Annotated in this window: 20 protein-coding genes and 1 pseudogene; 7 read left to right on the plus strand and 14 right to left on the minus strand. The window is 37.5% G+C overall.

The features are described 5' to 3' along the window. Positions 1–172: 172 nt before the first annotated feature. Entirely contained in the window at positions 173–535 is a 363-nt protein-coding gene (locus tag POF52_RS20915) for a YidH family protein (RefSeq protein WP_075421678.1), read from the minus strand. Positions 536–674: 139 nt separating this feature from the next. Then, positions 675–926, minus strand: a pseudogene (locus POF52_RS20920) (alanine:cation symporter family protein); the annotation flags it as partial. A 171-nt stretch (positions 927–1,097) separates the two neighbouring features. Between POF52_RS20920 and POF52_RS20925 the strand changes: the two are divergent. Beyond that, positions 1,098–2,297, plus strand: a complete 1,200-nt coding sequence (locus POF52_RS20925; protein WP_271994830.1) for a multidrug efflux MFS transporter — start codon at positions 1,098–1,100, stop codon at positions 2,295–2,297. Positions 2,298–2,329: 32 nt separating this feature from the next. Here the strand turns inward: POF52_RS20925 and POF52_RS20930 are convergent, their stop codons facing one another. From POF52_RS20930 to POF52_RS20945, 4 genes are all read right to left on the minus strand, one after another. After that, on the minus strand, positions 2,330–2,629 hold the full coding sequence (locus POF52_RS20930) for a TIGR04104 family putative zinc finger protein (protein WP_028413131.1): 300 nt from the start codon (positions 2,627–2,629) through the stop codon (positions 2,330–2,332). Between the two features lie 152 nt (positions 2,630–2,781). Then, positions 2,782–3,954 carry an MFS transporter gene (locus POF52_RS20935; protein ID WP_043982867.1) on the minus strand — a complete coding sequence of 391 codons (1,173 nt, stop codon included), beginning with the start codon at positions 3,952–3,954 and terminating at the stop codon, positions 2,782–2,784. Then, positions 3,924–4,370 carry a MerR family transcriptional regulator gene (locus POF52_RS20940; protein WP_271994586.1) on the minus strand — a complete coding sequence of 149 codons (447 nt, stop codon included), beginning with the start codon at positions 4,368–4,370 and terminating at the stop codon, positions 3,924–3,926. The genes POF52_RS20935 and POF52_RS20940 overlap by 31 nt, the downstream gene beginning before the upstream one ends. A gap of 154 nt (positions 4,371–4,524) precedes the next feature. Continuing rightward, a complete protein-coding gene (locus tag POF52_RS20945; protein ID WP_271994588.1) occupies positions 4,525–5,187 on the minus strand; it encodes a hypothetical protein in 663 nt (220 codons plus the stop codon). 248 nt (positions 5,188–5,435) lie between these two features. Here POF52_RS20945 and POF52_RS20950 point away from each other — a divergent pair, with 248 nt between their 5' ends. Both POF52_RS20950 and POF52_RS20955 read left to right on the plus strand, forming a co-directional pair. Continuing rightward, complete coding sequence (locus tag POF52_RS20950; RefSeq protein WP_074896523.1) at positions 5,436–6,023, plus strand: beta-class carbonic anhydrase; 588 nt, start codon at positions 5,436–5,438, stop codon at positions 6,021–6,023. A 16-nt stretch (positions 6,024–6,039) separates the two neighbouring features. After that, positions 6,040–7,659 carry a SulP family inorganic anion transporter gene (locus POF52_RS20955; protein WP_074896526.1) on the plus strand — a complete coding sequence of 540 codons (1,620 nt, stop codon included), beginning with the start codon at positions 6,040–6,042 and terminating at the stop codon, positions 7,657–7,659. 42 nt (positions 7,660–7,701) lie between these two features. Here POF52_RS20955 and POF52_RS20960 read toward each other — a convergent pair whose 3' ends face one another. Continuing rightward, the gene (locus tag POF52_RS20960) at positions 7,702–8,385 is read right to left on the minus strand and encodes a response regulator transcription factor (RefSeq protein WP_013057296.1); all 684 of its coding nucleotides are present in this window, start codon (positions 8,383–8,385) and stop codon (positions 7,702–7,704) included. Beyond that, on the minus strand, positions 8,363–9,853 hold the full coding sequence (locus tag POF52_RS20965) for a sensor histidine kinase (RefSeq protein ID WP_271994593.1): 1,491 nt from the start codon (positions 9,851–9,853) through the stop codon (positions 8,363–8,365). The genes POF52_RS20960 and POF52_RS20965 overlap by 23 nt, the downstream gene beginning before the upstream one ends. Before the next feature lie 268 nt (positions 9,854–10,121). Between POF52_RS20965 and POF52_RS20970 the strand changes: the two genes are divergently transcribed. Then, complete coding sequence (locus POF52_RS20970; protein WP_271994595.1) at positions 10,122–10,622, plus strand: GNAT family N-acetyltransferase; 501 nt, start codon at positions 10,122–10,124, stop codon at positions 10,620–10,622. A gap of 42 nt (positions 10,623–10,664) precedes the next feature. Here POF52_RS20970 and POF52_RS20975 read toward each other — a convergent pair whose 3' ends face one another. Beyond that, positions 10,665–11,204, minus strand: coding sequence for an SMI1/KNR4 family protein (locus tag POF52_RS20975; protein ID WP_013057300.1), 540 nt, complete (start codon positions 11,202–11,204; stop codon positions 10,665–10,667). Positions 11,205–11,359: 155 nt separating this feature from the next. Continuing rightward, a complete protein-coding gene (locus POF52_RS20980) occupies positions 11,360–12,952 on the minus strand; it encodes an APC family permease (RefSeq protein WP_013057301.1) in 1,593 nt (530 codons plus the stop codon). A 249-nt stretch (positions 12,953–13,201) separates the two neighbouring features. On the opposite strand from POF52_RS20980, the gene POF52_RS20985 reads away from it, so the two are divergent. The 3 genes from POF52_RS20985 (at position 13,202) to spoIIP (ending at position 15,570) form a co-directional block, all read left to right on the plus strand. Further along, positions 13,202–13,381 (plus strand): hypothetical protein, encoded by a 180-nt coding sequence (locus POF52_RS20985; RefSeq protein WP_271994599.1) that lies wholly within the window; start codon positions 13,202–13,204, stop codon positions 13,379–13,381. Beyond that, positions 13,359–14,240, plus strand: a complete 882-nt coding sequence (locus POF52_RS20990; protein WP_271994600.1) for an RQC domain-containing protein — start codon at positions 13,359–13,361, stop codon at positions 14,238–14,240. Before POF52_RS20985 ends, POF52_RS20990 begins: the two co-directional genes overlap by 23 nt. Before the next feature lie 160 nt (positions 14,241–14,400). After that, the gene (gene spoIIP, locus POF52_RS20995) at positions 14,401–15,570 is read left to right on the plus strand and encodes a stage II sporulation protein P (RefSeq protein WP_013083408.1); all 1,170 of its coding nucleotides are present in this window, start codon (positions 14,401–14,403) and stop codon (positions 15,568–15,570) included. A gap of 26 nt (positions 15,571–15,596) precedes the next feature. Here the strand turns inward: spoIIP and cobO are convergent, their stop codons facing one another. From cobO to POF52_RS21015, 4 genes are read right to left on the minus strand one after another with little or no spacing between them, the layout of a single operon-like run. Next, entirely contained in the window at positions 15,597–16,136 is a 540-nt protein-coding gene (gene cobO / locus POF52_RS21000) for a cob(I)yrinic acid a,c-diamide adenosyltransferase (RefSeq protein WP_255323526.1), read from the minus strand. A gap of 31 nt (positions 16,137–16,167) precedes the next feature. Beyond that, positions 16,168–16,737 carry a nitroreductase family protein gene (locus tag POF52_RS21005; protein ID WP_016764358.1) on the minus strand — a complete coding sequence of 190 codons (570 nt, stop codon included), beginning with the start codon at positions 16,735–16,737 and terminating at the stop codon, positions 16,168–16,170. 20 nt (positions 16,738–16,757) lie between these two features. Beyond that, positions 16,758–17,528 (minus strand): uroporphyrinogen-III C-methyltransferase, encoded by a 771-nt coding sequence (gene cobA, locus POF52_RS21010; RefSeq protein ID WP_025751701.1) that lies wholly within the window; start codon positions 17,526–17,528, stop codon positions 16,758–16,760. Then, a complete protein-coding gene (locus tag POF52_RS21015; protein ID WP_047933575.1) occupies positions 17,525–18,907 on the minus strand; it encodes a cobyrinate a,c-diamide synthase in 1,383 nt (460 codons plus the stop codon). The genes cobA and POF52_RS21015 overlap by 4 nt, the downstream gene beginning before the upstream one ends. Positions 18,908–18,910: the final 3 nt, after the last annotated feature.

Genomic DNA, 18,910 nt, shown 5'->3' on the forward strand with positions numbered 1-18,910 from the left:
TCCGCGGTTAACAAAGAATTTAACCTGTAAAATTATACAGCCGGTTCATAAAGAAGATAATTATTATAATTACATCTGCCATTACCACCATATCAATAGATTTTCTTTTTCTTTCATAAAACCATAAATTCTTTGGGGCTGATTTCCCTTTTTTCTTACTTCTTAAACTTTTTTACGCTATGTTAAAAAAGTAAAACATAAGAGCGCCGATCAGCATCAGCATAATCATTGAAACAAAAATAACCAAAGCGTGAGAAGATTGATACGTTTGGCTGTTAATTTTTTTGCGGGTTGAAAAATAATGATAGGTTGAGAAGAGAAGCAAACCTGCACTTGCAGCTAAAGAAAAGATAATAACAGCAATAATAAGAGTATCGGCTTCTTCACTTAATTTTTTTCCGGAATTGAAATGTAGGCCGCCTGCAACAAAGCCAATGCCGAGTGTGGCAATAGACGTTCGAATCCACGCTAAATACGTTCGTTCATTTGCTAAATGCTGCTGAATATAAATGGATTCATTTTCTTTTTTAGTCATTTACATACCACCGTCCTTTTATATGTCTTCTATTATAAATAAATGCTCAAACGAAAATAAATTGAGGACGCTTCACGCCACATTATACCCGAAAAGAAGGAATCATTACCATTTTCAAGCGGTCAAAAGAGCTTCTTCATCAATCAAAAAAGCCAACGGGATAACCCCAGCTGGCTTTTTTGATTGATGAAACATTTTCCTTATCTTGATCATGCTGATATTCCTCGTCCCAATAATCAGCGTTTTGAATTCCTAATTTTCTTGGAGAAAAGATAGGGTCTATTCCTAGTTTTCTCTGCTGGCGATAATCTTTTAAAGTTATTAAAGCAGGTTTAGGTAAAATCAAAATTGCAATTAAATTGAGCCAAACCATTATTCCAACTCCGATGTCATTTCACGTTAATAGTTCACTAAGTGAATCATTTTATTTTTAAATATTTCTGATATATGGTATAATTTAAACTAACAAAAAGATGCTGCATGTATGCTAAAAGAGCAGGCCGTATGGTTTCGCTCTTTTGTTGTTTTCACGCCATGCGGCACAACGAAAGAAGGAAATAGAATGGAATTATGGAAACGAAACTTGTATATTTGCTGGTTCGGTTCTTTTTGCACCACAGCCGGGATGAGTTTAGTTATTCCGTTTTTACCGCTTTACATTGAAAAGCTGGGAGTTCACGATACAAGCTCCATCAGCAGATGGGCTGGTATTGCCTTTGGATCTACCTTTTTAATGGCGGCTATTGTTTCTCCTTTATGGGGGAGTTTGGCCGATAAATATGGGCGAAAGCTTATGCTCCTTCGCGCAAGCTTGGGTATGGCAGTTGTTATGACTTCTATTGGTTTTGTGCAAAATGTCTATCAGCTTGTCGGACTGCGCTTTTTAATGGGCGCCGTTTCCGGCTTCATCTCTGCAGCCATTACGTTAGTAGCGACTCAAACACCTAAAGAGCACAGCGGTAAAGCATTAGGTACGTTGTCTACAGGGGCTGTATCAGGATCTTTATTAGGACCGCTAGTAGGCGGCTACTTAGGAGATACAATCGGGCTACGCCACGTCTTTTTCGTGACGGGTGCATTTATGTTTTTGTCTTTTTTAATTGTAAATTTAATTCAAGAAGACAAAAAAGAGACGGCGAAAACGACGAAAGAATCTAACATTGGGTTACTGTCTCTTAAAAATTCAAAGGCCGTGATTGGTGTATTTGTTACAACTTTTTTACTGCAGCTTGCGGTTATGGCTATTCAGCCAATCGTTACACTGTATGTAAAACAACTGTCTACTCATACCGATCACCTTGCCCTTATTTCAGGTTTTGTCGTGGCGGCAACAGGAATATCAAATATTTTAGCTGCATCCAGACTTGGCAAAGTCAGCGATCGCGTTGGTCCTCAAAATGTGCTTCAAATATGCCTGCTCATCGTAGCGGTTATTTGCGGCTTACAGGCCTTTGTGCATAGTACTTGGCAGCTATTCTTACTTCGTTTTTTACTCGGTTTTGCAATGGGAGGATTATTACCTTCTATTAATTCTTATTTAAAGAAAATTGTACCGGACTCTATTACAGGTAAAATGTTTGGCTATAATCAAACAGCGCAATATTTTGGGAATTTAGCCGGTCCAGTTATTGGCGGACAAATTGCCGGAGCTAAAGGAATTCCTTACGTATTCTTAACAACCAGTGTTCTTCTACTATTGAATGCTGGGTGGGTGTATTATCAACGCCATCACGGACAACAGCTAGACGGTAAAGCCGCATAAAAAACCTTCCGTTTTAACGGAAGGTTTTTTTATTACCACAAGGGTTCTTCTTCGCTGCTTACTTCATAAGAAAGTGGCATCATAATAACCGCTGCTATGAAGAAAATAAGCTCCGCGACAACAATGGATGGAAAAGAAAAGTCAAATAGTGAGAGAATAAGCCAAATAATAAGGGGTGCAAATGAGTAGATTGATAATCGCTTTTGGGATTTTGCAGAGATATACTGTTGTTTGTCACAGTGTGGGCATTCTAAAACGTTTCTAAATGTTAACAGTTGTTTAAAGGTTGTCCTCCAGTTCCATTTATGATTACAATTTTGACAGGTGGCCATGGGCATCACGCTCCTAAAAAGTTTTATGTACATATAAAGTATACGTACAAGTTGGTAAAGAGTTTCATATTTATGATTAAAAACGTTTTTACTATTATAACATAAAACAAAATAAAAGGCTTTTTACAAGAAAAAGCCTTTTATTTCAGCGGTTATTTAGATACAGCTTCATTCGTTTGAGAAGTTGTTTTTACTTTTATAACCATAATAACAAAAGCTAGCAATCCAAGAATCGCTGCTACGAGAAAAGGAGCTTGAGGCGCTACGGCATTGCCGATAACTCCTGATAATAAAGGAGCAAAAGCTGCACCTAACCATCTTAAGAAATTATATCCTCCAGATGTAATTCCTCGTTCATAAGGAGATACTTCCATTACATGACTCGTAAATAATGCATTATTAAGTCCTGATACAAGACCTGCTGCCATGATTAAAACAATGCGCAACCATGTTGCATCAAAGGCGAATAAACAAATTAAAATAAGTGAAAAAACAATTAAGCTAACATGTAACACTTGTTTTGGCTGATATCTTTTTTCTAACTGATGTGCTAAAACCGCTGAGCCATAAGCTAAACATAACCCCCATCCAAAGAAAACAAAGCCAATTTGAAGAGCTCCGATCGATAGAATAAGCGGCGTATAAGCTAACACTGTAAAAAATCCGTAGTAATAAAGCATGCCTGATACAGCGCCTTGAGTAAATGGTTTTAATTTATAAAGTTTAACCATGTCTTTAAAACCCGCTGCTTTACGAGGCTTAGTGCTTGCAGGCTGTTTAACAATCGTTAATACTAAAATAAAGGCGATAAAAATTAAAGCACTTGTACCGAAAAACGGCAATCTCCAAGAAGCATTTCCTAACACGCCGCCTACAAGCGGTCCTCCGGCCATTCCCAAACCAATTGCAGCTTCATATAACCCTACTGCTTTTTTCACTTCACCTGACAATGCAATAAGCAGCGTCATAGCTGTTGCAAAGAAAAACGAATTACCAAGTCCCCATCCTGCTCGGAAAATGGAAAGCTGAGGAATATTGTTAGAAAACCCGCATAGTGCTGCAAAAATCGTCACAATGATAAGTCCTGTTACCATCAAACGCTTGTCTCCTACACGTGATGCTAAGATACCTGCTGGAATCATCATAATAGCCATCATTAACAAATAGGAAGTAAATAACATTTCTACTTGCCAATGAGAAGCTCCAATTTGCTTAGCAATCTCCGGTAAAATCGGATCTACTACCCCGATTCCCATAAATGCTAAAAAAGTAGCTACTACCGTAATAATTTGACCTAATCGGTTATTTGAATGCTGTCCTTCCACTCTTTCATCTCTCCTTTTGTTTTTGTTTTTTCATGTATTTCCATAGCAGATTCTCGCATTTCTTTTAATTCTGTTTTAAATGCCTGCATTTTAATCATTTTAAATTCAATCATCTTGATTTGATTTTCCAGTAAATTTTCTATTTTAGTTATCTCTTTCGCTGATAATCCTTGTTGCTCACTTCTTTCTTCAATCATTCTTTTGAGCGACATAAACTGCTGCAGCTCCTGTAAAGAAAAACCAAGAACTTCTTTTGCTTCTGCTACTTTCCTTAGTTCTTTTACCTCTTCTTCGGAATAAATCCGTGCATTTCCCTTTGTGCGCTGCGGGGGCAAAATGAGTCCAATCTCTTCATAATACCGAAGAGCACGCTTGGTCAAACCTGTCATTTTCGTCACGTCATCGATTAAATACATGTTTTCCCCTTCACCTCCCTTTAACATTAACGTTAACGTCAATTATATATTACTATTATAGATTAACGTTAACGTTAATGTCAATAATATCAATACATTTTATGTGAATTTAAAAAATATGTGCACCAAAAAAACCTATTGATAAATCAATAGGTTACATCAATATGTCATATAACTGCTGTGCTGTTTCTCCTGTTACTTTACCGTATACCCCTCTTCTTTTAGAAGTAAGTTCCGCACTCTCGGCGGTGAATCGTACATTGTATACGACTCCTTCATAAGTAAGCTGTACATCTGGATCAAGAGCGATGCTGTAATCAGCTTTTTTCCATTGAATTTGTTTCATAATTGATTCTATAGCTAAAGCATCTTCTAAACTTAACGTTTTATCTCCTGCTTTTATAGGCTTGCCCTCCCTTTTTTTATTAAATTTTAGTTCAGAATGAGAAAATGAAAATTCAAGTTGGTTTTTATCATGCGCTATGAAATCCTGGGGTAGTTCTACATAGCGGACAACTTCTCCTTCGTGTACAAACACAAGCATTTGATTAGCAGCAGATATTTTTTTCATTACCTCTTCACTGATCGGTGCGTTTACAAGTTTTTCTACGTCGGCTTTCTTGCTTTTGTTTGTTAACAAATATCCTTTTTCCCATTTAAAATCACTTAACTTCGATACATCCACTGAGCTTACATCTTTTTTTTCAAATGATTGCTGAATATTCTCCCCCATTTCTTTGTCGTTGGTGACTTGGGCATTAGAACTGCACCCTACTAAATAACAAAAAATAAGGCCTATTGCTATAAGAGCCTTCACTTTTGCCTTCCTCCTCTCTACCATTCTTTTAGACAATTCCAACTTTGTACCATTTTAACATATAATTCCTATTTTTCGTGAAAACAAAGAAAGAATACGCTTACATAATTTCACGCATATAAATGTGATTTATTTATAAGTTTTTTCTGAATATTTTAAGAAAATTTTAATATTTTATTTAGTTCGTTTTTAAACTTTATCTTTAGACTAAAAAATAAGTTAAAAATAAATAACGCAGGAGGAAAACAATGACTTGTCTATCTGAAGTTTTAAAGTTTAATGAAAAATTTGTAACAAATAATCAATTTGAGGCTTTTCAAACATCCAAATTTCCTAACAAAAAAATAGTCATCTTAACTTGTATGGATACACGTTTGTTAGAATTACTTCCTAAAGCCATGGGGCTAAAAAATGGAGATGCAAAAATAGTGAAAAATGCCGGAGCTGTTATCTCCCATCCTTTTGGCAGCGTCATGAGAAGTATATTAGTTGCCGTCTACGCTTTGCAAGCTGATGAAGTATGTGTCATCGGTCATCATGAATGTGGAATGACGGGCATGAAAGCTGAAGCTATTTTAGCCTCTGCTGAACAAAGAGGGATCAGCGCGGAACAGATTCGTAATCTAAAATATGCCGGTATTGATTTAGAATCATGGCTGACTGGGTTTGAATGTGTAGAAGATAGTGTCGAAAACAGTGTGGATATGATTCGAAATCACCCTTTATTACCAAAAGACGTACTTGTTTCTGGAATGGTTATTCATCCTTCAACAGGAAAACTTGACGTCGTTGTCAACGGCTATTCCCAAGACCGAGCTGAAACCTTAAGCTCATGAAGGAGGATTTTATCGAATGCTAAAAGATAACCGATTTCAAGGCTATTCAGCAGGGCATTTACAAAAAGACATTATCGCCGGTTTGGTTGTTGGGGTCGTTGCTATTCCTTTAGCAATGGCCTTTGCCATCGCTTCTGGTGTAAGACCTGAATACGGGATTTATACAACCATTATCGCAGGGATTATGGTTTCAATATTAGGCGGATCGAAATTTCAAATTGCAGGTCCAACAGGTGCATTTGTTCCGGTGCTGCTTGGAGTTGTCATGCAATATGGTTATGAGAACCTCATTATTGCCGGCTTTATGGCTGGAATTATGATTACGCTTCTCGGAATATTTAAGCTAGGGAAATTTATAAAGTTTATTCCGCGCCCTGTGACGATTGGATTTACAGCAGGAATTGCGATTATTATCTTCTCAGGTCAAATCGCTAACTTTTTAGGATTAAAAGGAATTGCAAAGCATGAGGAATTTCATTTAAATATGATTGAAATCCTACGAAAAATTGCAACGATTAACATTTACAGCGTCATCATAGCCGCTATTTGTTTAGCTATCGTGATTACAACGCCAAAGTTTTTACCTAAAATTCCGGGTGCCCTTCTAGGTCTTCTTGTCTCCACACTTGTAGCCATTACACTGTTCCCAGGAAAAGTGGCAACGATTGGCTCTACTTACGGTGCCATTCCGAGTAAACTACCATCTTTTAGCTTCCCAGATTTAACATGGGATAACATCGTGATGCTATTTCCGGCTGCCTGCGTAATTGCGATGCTTGGCGGTATTGAATCTTTACTATCGGCTGTTGTTGCTGATAATATGGCCAAAACCAAGCATAATAGCAATAAAGAGCTTGTGGGCCAAGGAATTGCTAATATTGCTACCTCTCTATTTGGCGGAATTCCAGCAACTGGTGCCATTGCCAGAACAGCTACCAATATCAAAAACGGCGCAGCTTCTCCGTTATCAGGAGTCATACACGGCTTAGTTGTTTTATTGGTCCTTGTGATGCTGGCTCCTTATGCATCAAACATTCCGCTGGCAAGTATGGCACCTATTTTAATGTTTGTGGCTTGGAATATGAGTGAGCGTAAAGAATTTGCGCATATTTTAAAAACGAAGTCAGCTGATTCATTTGTACTTGTAGCTACGTTTTTATTAACAGTTTCAATCGATTTAACAACAGGTGTAGGCGTGGGTCTACTTTTAGCTATTGTTATGTTTGTGAAACGAATGAGCGGATCACTGAAGATTTCAAAGGTTTTAGCGGAAACATCTGAAAACGCTCACAAATCTGATTTGATGGAATATACTATGCAAGGATCTCTTTTCTTTGGATCAGCTGAAGTATTAGAAGATTCCTTCGATAAGATCGCTGAAGCGAAACCGAAAGTTTTATTGCTTCGAATGAGCCAAGTCTCCTTTATTGATACATCTGGAGAAGCTTTACTATCGAAGGTGGTCGAACGTTTGAAAGATTCGCATAGCCAAGTCGTTATTTCTGGCTTACAGCACCAGCCGAAAGAAATGTTAAAGTCAACCGGTCTATATGATAAAATCGGTGAAAAAAATATATTTTCCTCAGAACCTCCCGTGAGTAAGATTAAAGCTCGTCATAGAATCGTTACTACGTAATAAAAAAGAGATCCGAACGATTAATCGTTCGGATCTCTTTTTTTAAATATTAAACCGGTACCCTGCTCCCCAAACCGTTTCTAGGTACTGAGGATCTGCTGGGTTTTCTTCTAACTTTTCTCTTAGTTTTCGAATGTGAACTGTTACGGTTGAAATATCCCCTGAAGAATCAAATCCCCAAATTTTTTCAAATAGATGTTCTTTACTTAATACTTGATTTGGATGAGAAACGATAAACTTCAGCAAATCGAATTCCTTCGCTGTAAAAAACACTTCTTTGTCATTCACAAATACTCTTCTAGCGAGCGTATCAATCGCTAAGCCATGAATGCGAATCATACGCTTTTCCTGCTTATCGGAGAGTCTTTCATATCTCGCTAAATGCGCTTTGACTCTTGCGACCAGCTCCCCAGGGCTGAATGGCTTGGTAATATAGTCATCTGCACCTAGCCCGAGCCCTCTAATTTTATCAATTTCTTCTTTTTTAGCTGAAACTAAAATGATTGGAATATCTTTTGCAGCTCGAATTTGCTTGCACACTTCAAATCCGCTCACTTTAGGGAGCATAATATCCAAAATAACCAGATCAAAATGTTCATTTAACGCTTTTTCTAATCCCTTATCCCCGCTATATTGAACGTCTATTTCAAAATCGTTAATTTCTAAATAATCTCTTTGCAATTCAGCAATACTTACTTCATCTTCAATTAATAATATCTTCTTCATGTGTATCACCATTTTCATTCATTTTTTGCAAAGAAAAGAAAATACTTGTTCCTTCGCCAAGCTTACTTAGTGCCCAGATGTCTCCCCCGTGGCGTTCAACAATTTGTTTTGCAATGGCTAGTCCAAGTCCACTTCCTCCAGTATTGCTGTTGCGGGACTGTTCTGCTCGATAAAACCGGTCAAAAATATGCGCTAATGCTTCAGGTGAAATTCCTGCGCCGTTGTCTTTTACTTCAATAATGAGTTCACTTTCGGTAGCAGAAAGAACGATATCAATTCTTCTTCTTTCTTTATCCATAAATTTAATGCTGTTGGTTGTTAAATTTATTAAAACTCTCCGTAGCTGCTCAGCATCTGCCTTTGCATACAGTGTCGTTAGAGAATCATTAGAAAATAAAACATCAATATCATGTTCGCTCATTTCAAACTGAAGCTCTTGCACATAACTTTCCATAAATGCTGAAATATTAAGTTTTTTAAACACAAATGGAATTTCGTGCAAATCCAATTTAGAAAATAAAAACAGCTCATCGATTAACGCATTCATGTCTTTTGCTTTCGTTGAAATCGTTAACAAATATTTAGAGAGCTTATCTGGCGTATTAGCTACTCCATCTTGAATTCCTTCTACATACCCTACAATGGAAGTAATAGGAGTTCGCAGATCGTGTGAAATACTTGAAAGCAGCTGCTTTCGGTTATCTTCATACTGAATTTGCAGTTCAACAGAAGATTTTAGTTTTTGCCTCATTTCTTCAAAAGCTTGTGTTAATTCGCCTATTTCATCCCTTGAATTAGCAGAGATCTCAAAGTGAAGATCACCTTGTTTTATTTTTTCAGCCGCTTCTTTTAATTCACGAATGGGTTTAATAATGCTTCTTGAAACAAGATAGTTTAAAAATCCAATAATCACAATTACTAAAATTAATAGTAGAAAGATTAAAAAAGGGAAAATTCGATTAATAATGCCTACATAAGGGCTGATTTTTCGCAAAACGTAAATGCTTCCTTTTTCTTGATTCGAGAAAGGAAAATCAAGGTTGATATATGTAAAGTACTGCTTGCCTATGCGCAGCATGTCCTGCTGATACGAATGATTTCCTTTACTTTTTTGATGCTTTGGCAAGTATTTACGAAGGTTTTCTCCTTTAATGGATTCTGAAGCATATACAACCTCTTTGTTTTTTTGAATCACAATATCAATATTTTCAAATTCATATTTTTTAACCGTCTCCGGCCGCAGCAGCTGCTCCGGTTTTTCTTCACTCAATAACTTTAAATCCAAGAATGCATTTTCTTCTTCTGGCGTTAACAATTTGTACTCATAGGAGTGACTGTACAGTTTTCTTACAAAATCGGCGTCTCCAGTAATGGAGAAGAAAATGAGAAAGCCCGATAAAAAAAGCAAAATAATAAAGACAAACACAATACTGATATACGTTAAAATAAAACGCAGCTGAATTGACATTACTTACCCTATGCCCCTTTGGCTTTAACAAAACTATTTGATAGACTAGTAAAGGTGAATAACAAATAGATCGTTAGACATTATACATATAGCAAAAATTAAAACAACAAAACAAATGTATATTCTCACTTTACCGTGATAGAGTGAGAATGAACACCACCTTTTTTACCATTTTATGAATTACTGGAAAATTATGATCTATTTTCATAATATTCTTAGGCTGAAAGTTATAATATATGCCTTAATATTTAAAAAAGGAGATTTTTTAATGAAAATTATTAAAGCTACTTCCTCTAACATCCCTTCTGTTGCCCGTCTATACGTAGACAGCTGGCGCATTACATACAAAGGGTTAGTACCTGGTGCTTATTTAAAAAGCTTGTCTTATGAACAAAGTACAGAAAAATGGTCCCTTTTTCTTACCGAGCCTTCTCATTTTATTTTGCTCGCTATCGATGAACAAGGAAAGATTGTCGGCTTTTCAGCAGGTAAGCCTCATTTGTCCCGTGCTGAAATATACGCGCTATACGTTTGCAAGGAAGTGCAAAACCAAGGAATTGGTCATCTTCTATTTTCTCATTCAGTAAAAGAATTTGCTGATCAGCAATATACGTCTATGATTATTTGGGCTATGAAAAAAAATAAGAAAGCGACTCAGTTTTATAAAAAATTAGGCGGCAAAAAAATCTTGAATCGCACAAGTCAGTTTGGAGAAACTAAAGTTGAAGACGAAGCATACGGTTGGGAGCGTCTTCCTTCTAATAAATAAACGAGCACACTAGTGTGCTCGTTTATTTATTAGAAGATAATATTATTGAGCCGTCGTCTTTTTGTCCGTTGAATGAACTTTATTACAAAGCTCATTCCAGTGCCAAAAACAATTCCCTTGACTCACTATAAAACAATCCAGCCATTTCTGAAAATTCATATGTAATACATGTGCATCTTGAAACGATGCGTTCCGCTTTTTTACTATTATATATGCAGAGTGCGCTGATTTTTTGGAGTCAATGATAATCTCTTCTTCTCCAACAGACCCAATTGTCATATAGAGACTCTGACTTTTATAAGCTGTTTCTCTTACATCTTCTAAGCTATAAAGATTCCCTGCTATTTTTTTGTCAGCATCAATGAACAAATTACACCCATTTGTTAGCTGCAAAAACTGCTTGTAGTCTTCAGGAAGTGATACATGCATTTCTTCTTCAAAAACATTCAGTTGATTCTTGCTTACTCCATCAAAAAAAGTACACGTGGTTCTGTATACTTCTCCTTCATTTTTACACACTTCTATAACATTATTGTTTTCCCACAGCCGCTTTCGAAGTGAATTTATTATTTTTTCAATCATACTCTTCCTCCAAGCGTTGGATTTAAAACGGTTACATTACATTAATTAAACAATAATGTGCTAATTCCTTCTTTCCTACTAAATTATACGACAAACTTTAGAATTTCATGTTCAAATAACATAGAAAAAAGCAGCGAATATCGCTGCTTTACAGGTTATACAGGTGCTTTTTCCTCCTGTTCAGGATGGTGATCGTAATCAATAAGCGCTTTTGGAAGGCCCGTATATTTAGCCCAATAATAAATCCCAAGAGATACGACCGCTATGATAATTAAGTCTACAGGCGTATCGATCAAACCCTTTCCTCCGCCGAACGAACCAATATAAGAAATAAAGAGCATGATGATATAATAAGCAACTAACCACCAAGTTGATTTAATCTGCTGACGAAGACTTACTTCGTTTTTAGGCACATATTTAGCAAAAATCAAATATATAACAAACATAACCAATTGAGAAGTTAACAACCATGAAATAGTCTTCCATCCTGACCAGTAGACAATAAAGGAAGCAAAAATAAAGGATAATGGACCAATTATACTCATTCCTCTTAATTTAAAAGGCTTTTCCAAATCTTTTGCGTTCACCATAAAGGCCGCTGATGAAATTGGTGCAATCGCGTAAGAAAGAATAAGCGCAACAGAGCATACGTTTACGAGTGCATTCCATGAAGGAAATGGCAGTGTCCAAAAAATCGAAAGTCCTAATGAAAGCCATAGAGATGATCGAGGAATCCCTGTTTTTTTATCCACATGAGCAAACGTTTTAAATAGCGTACCGTTACGAGACCAAGCATAGATAAGTCTAGATGTTGTATTCATAAAAATATTACCGTTACCACCCGGTGATAAAATAGCGTCTAAAATAACAAGTGTTGCTAGCCAGCCAAGGCCAAGAACAACAGCGATGTCTTTAAATGGCAGTGAGAATTTATCTTGAATGCCGGACCAACCGCCTTTAATCATGTCAGATGGAATAGCTCCGATAAATAATACTTGTAGGGCAGTATAAATGAGAGCTGCTAGAATGATACAAATCACAAGAGCAATTGGAATATTACGCTGAGGATTTTTCACCTCTCCAGCTACAGATACAATTGGATGAAGGCCTAAGTAGGCAAACATAACCCCGCCTGTGGCAATGGCGGCCTGGATACCATCAAACCCCCCGGGAGCAAACTCTCCCATCGTAAAGTTTCCTGACTTAAAATAAAATGCCAGCGTTACGATTACTGTAAGCGGTACAAAATATTTAAAAATAGAAATGATAATATTCGATTTTGCAAATGCTTTTACACTCCAGTAATTGAGTAAAAAGAATAAGCAAAGCAACACAAATTGTAGAATCCATCCAGATATCGTCGGTGAATCAGATCCAGATTTTGTTAAACCCGGAAACCAGTAGGCCACATACTGTCTCACAGCTGTTACTTCGATAGCGATTAAGCTAGTGTACGCTACAATAGTAATAAATGAAATCATATAGCCTACAAGATGACCGTGTGAATAAACAGGATATCGAATAATTCCTCCTGTACGAGGCAAGGCAGCCCCTAGCTCAGCGTATACAAGGCCTATTAATAAAATAATAACTCCACCAATAACCCAAGAAAAACTTCCTGCAGGACCGGCTTGCGTAGCGACATTACTAACGGCAAACAGCCAAGCGGAGCCAAAAATAGCCCCTAATCCAATCAATGTTAAATCTAACAGGGATATCGTCTTTTTAAACGGACCTTTATTCTCCATAAGCTTCCTCCTTTGGATGAATCATCACTTTTGTTGTTTTTTTTGACAACATTCATATATATTCGATAATATATGTCAAAATTTTTATTACTATACCCATTCAAAATTACTTTGAATCCCTTTTCTTGATTTCTAGAGAATAATTAACAGAAAATTCTTAAAAATAACTCTTATATTCAAGACACACTAAAACTTTTTCTTCTCTTCTTTAATAGGTAAAATACTAAATAGATGAAAGGAGTTAGCCAAATGACTTTACCAGAAAATTTGCCTGTTGATTTTACAGCTTACAGCCACTTAACATTCCTTCCGCTCGGACGCAAAAATAAATCGATTCGGTCCGTAGGAAGTAAACATACTAAAGGGCTACTTGGACGTTTAAATGACTACTTTGAGCGAGCAATGAATGAGTTATCTCAAGAAGAATGAGATCATTCGCTTAACTTCAGAAAACAGAGGTCTCGCCGTAACATATGATGTCACAAATGATGCCATTTCACTCGATGATGAGTATAATGTAGTGCTAGCAGCGAAACGCTTAGCTACAACTCAGCGCCAGTTCGAAGAGATTATAGATGAAAATGAAGAAGTGATTCAAAAACTACTGGTCTTTTTTAAATGGAAAAGTCTTTTAAAGCATCATGAAGTGCACATCAAAGAAATCCAAGACAAATTGTGCAGCCTAACCACTTATCAACTTAATCAAAGACAAGTTTTACAGGAAAACGATCCCTTTCTTTCCTTCATTCAAAAGGTATTACAAGTAAAAACACCGAATGCAAATCTCGAAGTTGGTTCCATTCAATGGTTTTCGCAATGGGATTTTCCAGATGTCACCCTGCTGCAGGAACCAAACAAATTTACATGTTGTATGGATCCAAACGAAATAGAAAAGAAACTGACAGAAATAAGCGCTAAGATAGAAAATGAACTTCATAAGCAGCGTCAGGATCTGCTTTCGACTCCGCTAAAAATCGGTCAAATAACTTTTGATTCAAACCAAATGCTACGGTTACTAACACTTATAGATACCTTAAAGAACACGGAAACTCAGCAGAGTTACGTACAAATTTTAGAAGGTGTTTCTACTAACAGTATTCGTCAAAAAGAGCTCGATAAAATACCCGCATTTGGATTATTAAATTCCGTAAAGCGCAAGTGCATCGTTACGTATCTACAAGAATTACAAAACTATCAGCTGCTTAAAAAAGAGAAAAAAGGATTCAGCCTCACTCCAAAAGGCGAAGCCATCCGACGTCTATTTGAAGAAGAATCACGGAGAATATGAGATTATATCTCGCGTGATTCTTCTTTTTTGATTTTGAAGACTACTTTCTCTATTAAATGCTTATCATAATTAGAAATCTCCATTCATATAATCATTACTAGATTAGCAAAGTCCTTCATACCTATTAGCCTTATGCTGACATAGAGAGGAGATTTCGCCATTGAAATCTAGTAATCGCGCCAATTTTGTAGTGTTAACATATAAGATGGTTCTTGTTATTTTATCCATTGTTTTAATGACATCATCTATCATTGTTCTAGTAAGTTACTCAGCATTTAAAGAACAGTTCAATTCTTCTATTGTCTATCAAACGTTATCGAAGCATAAAGCGGAGAGCCTTTATTATTTGATGAGCCAAGAAAACCACCACTTTTCAACGGCTTTTGATAAAAATTACTCGCCTCCAGGTCTTTCTTCTACACTGCTAGAGTTATCAACAAGTATTCGAGCAGAAGACGCGAGAAGCTTGTTTGGTTCAGAACTTCCTGGATTCAGTATTTACGACTCCAATATTATCATCGCCGGTGAAGGCACAAATTTCACAAATTTCCCTAGAGAATCTGCACCGCCGTTAGATGAAACGCTAAAAGAAAGAAATTCTACTACAAAAGTTCAGCAACCTAAAGAAAACAATGGTACGAATGCTCCAAATAATAATACAACTGGCGGAAAAAAGGTATTTTATATTTATCATACGCACAGCTGGGAATCTTACTTGCCTCTATTAGGACTTGAAGGTGATCCAGATGCTAATAAAGCTGTAGATAGCAAAACCAATATTAATATAGTCGCAAATATGCTAGGAAAAGATTTAGAGGCTCAGGGAATTGGGGCAGAAGTGGATCAAACCAATATTGGACAGAAATTAAAAGAAAAAGGCTGGAACACCAACCAATCGTACGCCATGTCTCGCACAGTAATTGAAACGGCGATGACTGAGAATAGAGATTTAACTTACTTTATCGATTTGCACCGAGATTCGCTTCGAAAAGATAATACAACCATTAAGATTAACAATAAATCGTATGCAAAAGTTGTGTTTGTTTTAGGGAAAGCGAATCAAAACTTTGAACAAAACTTAAAAATGGCAAAAGCGCTTCATGAAGGTCTTGAAAAGAAATATCCTGGGTTAAGCCGTGGAGTTATTGGCAAAAACAAATCCAGCGGTAACGGTGTATATAACCAAGATGTTTCTAAAAATGCGATTTTAATTGAAGTGGGCGGAGTTGATAATAACTTTGATGAACTAACCAACACAACAAAAGCACTGTCTGATGTCATTAGCCAATTTTACTGGCAAGCTGAAAAAGTAGATGCCCCTGCTCAATAAAAAAAGCCCTCTTCACTGAGGGCTTTTTAAAATTCAATTCCTTTTACAGCAGGAATTCCTTCATCATAATAATGTTTATGAGGCTTCATTTCCGTCACAAGATCTGCTGCATCCATCACTTCTTTTTTGGCAGAACGCCCGGTAATGATCAAATGCATATGCTCAGGGCGCTTTTCAATAAGGTCAATTACTTCGTGTAGCGGTAGCACATCATCAATAGGAAATTTCTCGATAGCCAGTGCATTATTTAACTCGTCTAAAATAACTACATCATATTCGTTCGAGAAGATTTTTTCCTTCGTTAGCGCCCAAGCTTTTTGCAAAGCTTCACGATGTTCAGGCGGTGTTTTTGTCCACGTAAAGCCGACTCCTGTTTGAATCATTTCAATTCCTATTCTGTCAAACATAAGCTTTTCGCCATATGTACGCTGAGGAGATTTAATAAATTGAATCATTAATACTTTTTGTCCGCGTCCCGTAGCGCGCAACGCAAGACCTAAAGCAGCGGTTGTTTTTCCTTTACCGTCTCCGGTATAAATTAACGTAAGACCCCGTTTGTCTTTCAATCTAAAAACCTCTTTTTCTTCGAATTTCAGTTTACAGCCATGTTGTTTTTTCTGTAAACGGTGTTCTAGCAGGCTCTTTCATTTTTGTAAGAGACTCTTCATTTGGATAGCCTAGAAATACGTTTCCTACTACGACTTTACCTGAAGGCTTGCCGATAAACTCATACAGCCTCTCGTCTCGAACAAGACCAACGCCTCTTGTTCTCCAAACGAATCCAAGACCTAGTTCTTTAGCTGCTAGCCACATGGAATGAATCGCGCATGAAACCGCATATTTGTTGTCTTCAGTGGCTTCGTCGTCTCCTTCAACTGTGTCAGCAGTTACGACGATATGTACAGGCGTATTTTTTACTGCTTTTAACGAACTTTCTACTAAATGGGGCTTTGTAGGAAAGCGCTCCTTTAAATAAGCTTCAGCCAGTTCTTCATACTTCTTTTTTGCTTCTCCTTGAATCACATAAAAGCTCCAAGGCTCTCTCATTCGGTCATTTGGAGCCCATGTCGCTGCTTCAAGGAGCTGTTCGATTTTCTCTTGCTCCACTTCACGTGCTTCATGATCTCGTACCGCTCTTCGTTCTTTTAGCTGTGAGATAATCGTCATATTGTCTCCTCCTTTTAACATTAAAGCAGAATATTTTCCGCTCTTTCTTCGAACCATTTTATTTTTTCTCTAATTGTCACTACTTCACCTACAAGCACGATAGCAGGATGAGCAATTTCTGCTTTTTTTGCTATTTCTTCGATTGTGGAAAGCGTTCCGGTTACGGTGCGCTGATACTTCGTCGTTCCCCATTGAACAAGCGCTACTGGCGTATGTTTATCTCGTCCATGGTCCATCAATTGCTTGCATATATGAGGTAAATTTCCAACGCCCATATAAAACGCAATTGTATCTATTCCTTGAGCAAGCGCTGACCAGTTTAAATAATCTTTTCCTTTTTCTTCTCTTCCATGACCCGTTACAATCGCAAAAGAAGTGGCATGATCTCTATGGGTAACTGGAATTCCCGCATAAGCTGGAGCTGCAATTCCTGACGTGATACCAGGCACGACTTCGTAAGGAATTCCTTGAGTAGCAAGTACTTCAGCTTCCTCTGCTCCGCGGCCAAACACAAAAGGATCGCCTCCTTTTAAGCGCGTCACTACTTTTCCTTGAAGCGCTTTTTCAACAAGCAGTTCGTGAATACGATCTTGGATGACTCCGTGCTTGCCCGGTAATTTCCCGCAAAAAATAAGCTCCGCGTCTTTTTTAGCATAGTTTAACAACTGTTCGTTGGCTAAGCGGTCATATAAAATAACATCCGCTTCTTGAATACACTCCATTCCATATACGGTTATTAGCTTCGGATCTCCTGGTCCAGCTCCTACTAAATATACTTTTCCAACTGTCACACGGCATCTCTTCTTTCTTTTTTTACCGCTTTACACTGTTCCACCCAGTTTTCTACCATCTTCGTAGAAGAGCCAAAATGAAAGTGCGTATAGCCGGCAATTAAATTATTGTTCATATAGCCTTCTTCTTTCATTCCTCGCATCCCTTTTGTATCATAGGCAGGCGAAAACTCTTTCTCTGAATGAAAGGTTGAATAATGAAATTCATGACCTTTAGCTTGTATATCGCCTTTAAATAAAAAATTCCCCTGTTTTCCCGTCACTTCTCGGTACCCTAAAGCAGCTAATTTTGTCTGCATTCTTACTTGTCCGGGAATAAGCCCCACCATTTCATGGCATGTATCATCTGTTGTGACAATACCATCTGTTAAAAACATAAAGCCTCCGCACTCAGCAAGCGTAGGAATCCCTTTTTGAATAGCTGCTCGAACAGAATTTTTAACATCGATTTGCTGAGCCAGCGTTTCAGCAAATTCTTCTGGAAATCCGCCTCCTATATAAAGACCGTCAGCATCTTGTGGAACCATTTCTCCTTTTAAAGGCGAAAATTCTACAAGCTCTGCTCCGTAAGCTTTTAACAATTCGAAATTTTCTTCATAATAAAAGTTAAAAGCGGCATCTCTCGCTACAGCAATTTTCACTTGAGGTACGGACGGCTTTGTAAAGATAGGCTCATTAATTTCTATTTTAGGAGCTAAAGCCAGTTCATATACTTTTTCGATATCAATTGTATCATGAACAAGCTTTCCTAACTGTTCAAAAAACGGTGTTAACTCTCCTCGTTCAATCGACGGAATGAGCCCGAGGTGACGTTCAGGAATCGTAAGATCATCGTTTCTTTTCAAGTAGCCTACTACAGGGATATGACATTCCTGCTCAATCGCTGCCTTAACAAGTTTATAATGCCCTTCACTTCCAACACGGTTAGCAATCACACCGACGATGTTCGCTTCGGGTAAAAATTGCTGAAAACCTTTTACAATCGCCGCTGCACTTCTAGCCATACTAGCACAATTGACAACTAAAAGGACAGGGCTATTGGTGATTAAGCTGATTTCTGCTGTTGTTCCTTCGTTCGTTAACGGGTTTTTCCCATCGAAAAATCCCATAACTCCTTCCATGATGGAAATATCAGCATCTTCACTAGCACGAGCGACAATTTCTCTAACCATATCGTGTTCAAGCATCCAGCTGTCTATATTTCGAGACGTTCGTTCTGTAACAGCCGTATGATACGTTGGATCAATATAATCGGGGCCGCATTTAAACCCTTGAACTCTGTAACCAGCTTGTCTTAATGCTGCCATCAGCCCGATTGTAAGTGTTGTTTTCCCTACGCCACTTCCAGTACCGGCAATGACGAGTCTTCTGTTTGACATGTT

It is taken from the genome of Priestia sp. AB (assembly GCF_028369225.1).
GTDB lineage: Bacteria > Bacillota > Bacilli > Bacillales > Bacillaceae_H > Priestia > Priestia megaterium.